Annotated in this window: 4 protein-coding genes; 1 reads left to right on the top strand and 3 read right to left on the bottom strand. The window is 58.5% G+C overall.

Annotation, left to right across the window (positions count from 1 at the left end; all coding sequences use genetic code 11):
• A partial coding sequence (locus QZ326_RS12755) for a hypothetical protein (protein ID WP_295745905.1) occupies positions 1-217 on the top strand: 217 nt, incomplete at its 5' end.
• 4 nt (positions 218-221) lie between these two features.
• Here the strand turns inward: QZ326_RS12755 and QZ326_RS12750 are convergent.
• From QZ326_RS12750 to QZ326_RS12740, 3 genes are all read right to left on the bottom strand, one after another.
• Positions 222-428, bottom strand: a complete 207-nt coding sequence (locus QZ326_RS12750) for a hypothetical protein (protein ID WP_295745902.1) — start codon at positions 426-428, stop codon at positions 222-224.
• An 85-nt stretch (positions 429-513) separates the two neighbouring features.
• Complete coding sequence (locus QZ326_RS12745) at positions 514-1,593, bottom strand: S-layer homology domain-containing protein (protein ID WP_295745899.1); 1,080 nt, start codon at positions 1,591-1,593, stop codon at positions 514-516.
• A 9-nt stretch (positions 1,594-1,602) separates the two neighbouring features.
• The gene (locus QZ326_RS12740) at positions 1,603-2,232 is read right to left on the bottom strand and encodes a redox-sensing transcriptional repressor Rex (RefSeq protein ID WP_295745896.1); all 630 of its coding nucleotides are present in this window, start codon (positions 2,230-2,232) and stop codon (positions 1,603-1,605) included.
• Positions 2,233-2,540: the final 308 nt, after the last annotated feature.

The raw sequence follows: 2,540 nt of genomic DNA, 5'->3' as shown, positions 1-2,540 counted from the left end.
TCAAGGGCTTTTTTCTTTCTTTTGGAATTTATTGGTTAACTTAATGACATTGGTCAATTTGACAGGGTTTTCTTGTGATATGGAGTACCAGGGCGCTGAAGTCCTTTGTCTGCAAAAACGGCAGCGTAATTTGAAAGTGAGTGGGGCAGGCTGTTGGAAAAGAGCGAGGCGCCCCGGGTTTTGCCCGGAGCGCCTCGCCTTCTTTGGTATGGAGTAAGGAATCAGCAGCAGGGAGTGGAATTGCAGTTGCAGTTGCAATTGCAGCAATTGCAGCCGCAGCTGTTGCCGTTGCCGCAGCCGTTGCAGCACTCGCAGCAGCAGCAATTGCTGCCGCCATTCCAGCCGCTGTTGCCGCAGCAGCACCAGATGATGATCAGCAGGATGATGATCCAGCAGCAGTTGCCGCCGCCAAAGCCGTTATTGCACATAAGGGGAACCTCCTATGAATTGTTGGCCGGTCGAACCGGTCTCAACCCATAGTATGCGTCCCCCCGCCAGGGGTGCGAAAATCTCTTACAGCCGCCAGGAGGTCACCAGTCCCCGGGCTGACTCCCACTCCCCGGCGGTGAAGACGCCGGCATCCATCAGCTGGTCTGCCAGGGTCCGGCTGCTGTTTGGCAGCAGGGCGTCCAAGGCATAGTAGGAGATGTACACCAGCTCCGCGCGCAGGAAGCGGTCCCGCTGGAGCATGGAGGCTTCGCCTGCGGTCAGTACCCCCGCATTCATGGCCCGGTCAAAGACATCCGCCAGGTTCGTGTTGGCGGCGGAGCTGTACCCCATAGCCCGGAGGACGAACTCCGTGTACTGGGAGGCGTTGACGGCCCCGGCGGGCCGGAACTCCGTGGCGCTGTATCCGTTGGTGTAGCCCCGTTCATAGGCGTAGCCCACGTATTTCTCTGCCTCAGTGCCCCGGGCCACGTCCCGGAAGGGGGTGGTGCCCGTCCATGCCAGGGCCTGCTGCTCCTCCCCCAGGACGCGGATGAACATAATCAGCGCCTGGAGCCGGGTGGGGGCCGCCTCCAGGTCAAAGCCCTGGCCGTACCCGGTGAGGGTGCCCCGGAAGAGGTGGAGCTCTTTCAGGGCGGCGGCCATAGCGTTGTAATCCTCAGCGCTGGAATAGGAGAACTTCACGTTCCCCTGGTAGTCCAGCACCGCTGTTTTGGAGGTGACGATGAAATGAGCGATGGTGTCCTCCGCGGCCATATAGCGGTGGTTTACGGCCAGTGTTGTACCGCTGGGGACCACCGTACCGGCAGTGACATCCACCACCGCGCCGGGGGAGGAATAGGACACATAGGCCCCGCCCGCCAGCAGCAGGACGCTGGAGCCGGTGGAGCAGACCGCGTCATCCGCATTCTTCAGCCGCGTTTCCGTCCAGGCAGAGGCGGCGACGGCGGACGCTGTTCCGCCGCTGTTGGGCAGATCGGCGTTATTCAGCCGCTGGTCCACCCGTTGGTCCACCGCGTCCGTGAAGGTTCCGGTGAGATAGCTGAGGGTGGCCAGCGGGTCTGCCGCGTCTCCCGCGGCCAGAGCCCAGACAGCGGCCAGGAGCAGCACACAGACGGGCAGCAGAATTAAAAGTTTTTTTCTCATAGGCGTTCCTCAGTGATTGGCGATGCGGTAGCTGAGGGTCAGCAGACTGTCCGCGAAGTGGATGTTTTCAAACTGTACGTCGGGGTTCGCGCTGCTGAGCTCCACGTTTGTGAAGTTCCAAAAGCCCCGGACCCCCAGGCCGATGAGGCGGTCGGCGGTATCCTGGGCCACCGACTGGGGGATGGTCAGCACTACCACGTCTACAGTGTGACTCCGGATATAATTCTCCAGCTCATCCATGGCAAAGATGGGCACGCCGTTGACGCTGGAGCCTACTACCGCAGGGGAGACATCGAAAGCGGCGTCCACGGTGAAGCCCGCCTGGTCAAAGTGGAAATTTTGGAGCAGGGCGTGGCCTAGGTTGCCCACGCCGATCATAATCAGGTGGTGGTTGTTGTCCACCCCCAGAATGTGTCCGATCTCAGAGCGCAGCTCCTCTACGTTATATCCGTAGCCCTGCTGGCCGAACTCCCCAAAGCAGCTGAAGTCCTGCCGGATCTGGGATGCGGTGATGTTCATCTCCTGTCCCAGAGAGTGGGAGGAGATGCGAACCACGCCGCGGGCGCACAGGTCCGTCAGCTGCCGGTAGTACCGGGGAAGGCGGCGGATGACCGCGTCAGAGATGTTTTCTTTCTTCAAGTCGATCAGCTCCCATTGAGAAAGTTTATTAAAGTTATGATTAGTTTAGACCAAATTCAACGACTTGTCAATTTTTTTAACAATCTTTTTCACATAAAATTTCCACCATTTTTGTACAATCACGCTAGGCCCTGTTTGAAAAATAAATATTGTATAAATAAAGAGTTAGTGCAAAAATAGGGACATGAAGCGGTATGAATTAACAAAAGAACAATGGGAGCACATAAAAGAGCTGCTGCCGCCGGAAACGGCGGGGATGCGGGGCCGGCCTGGGATGCTCTGGACCGCCCGCAGCGGAGCACAGTGGC

The organism is uncultured Oscillibacter sp. (assembly GCF_910587525.1).
In the GTDB taxonomy this organism is placed as follows: domain Bacteria; phylum Bacillota; class Clostridia; order Oscillospirales; family Oscillospiraceae; genus Oscillibacter.
The sequence above is the reverse complement of the archived record's forward strand: the minus strand, read 5'-3'. Positions and strand labels throughout refer to the sequence as shown.

Coding starts and splice junctions, on each gene's coding strand:
- QZ326_RS12745 (WP_295745899.1), bottom strand. CDS start 1,593: ATGAGAAAAAAACTTTTAATTCTGCTGCCCGTCTGTGTGCTGCTCCTG.
- QZ326_RS12750 (WP_295745902.1), bottom strand. CDS start 428: ATGTGCAATAACGGCTTTGGCGGCGGCAACTGCTGCTGGATCATCATC.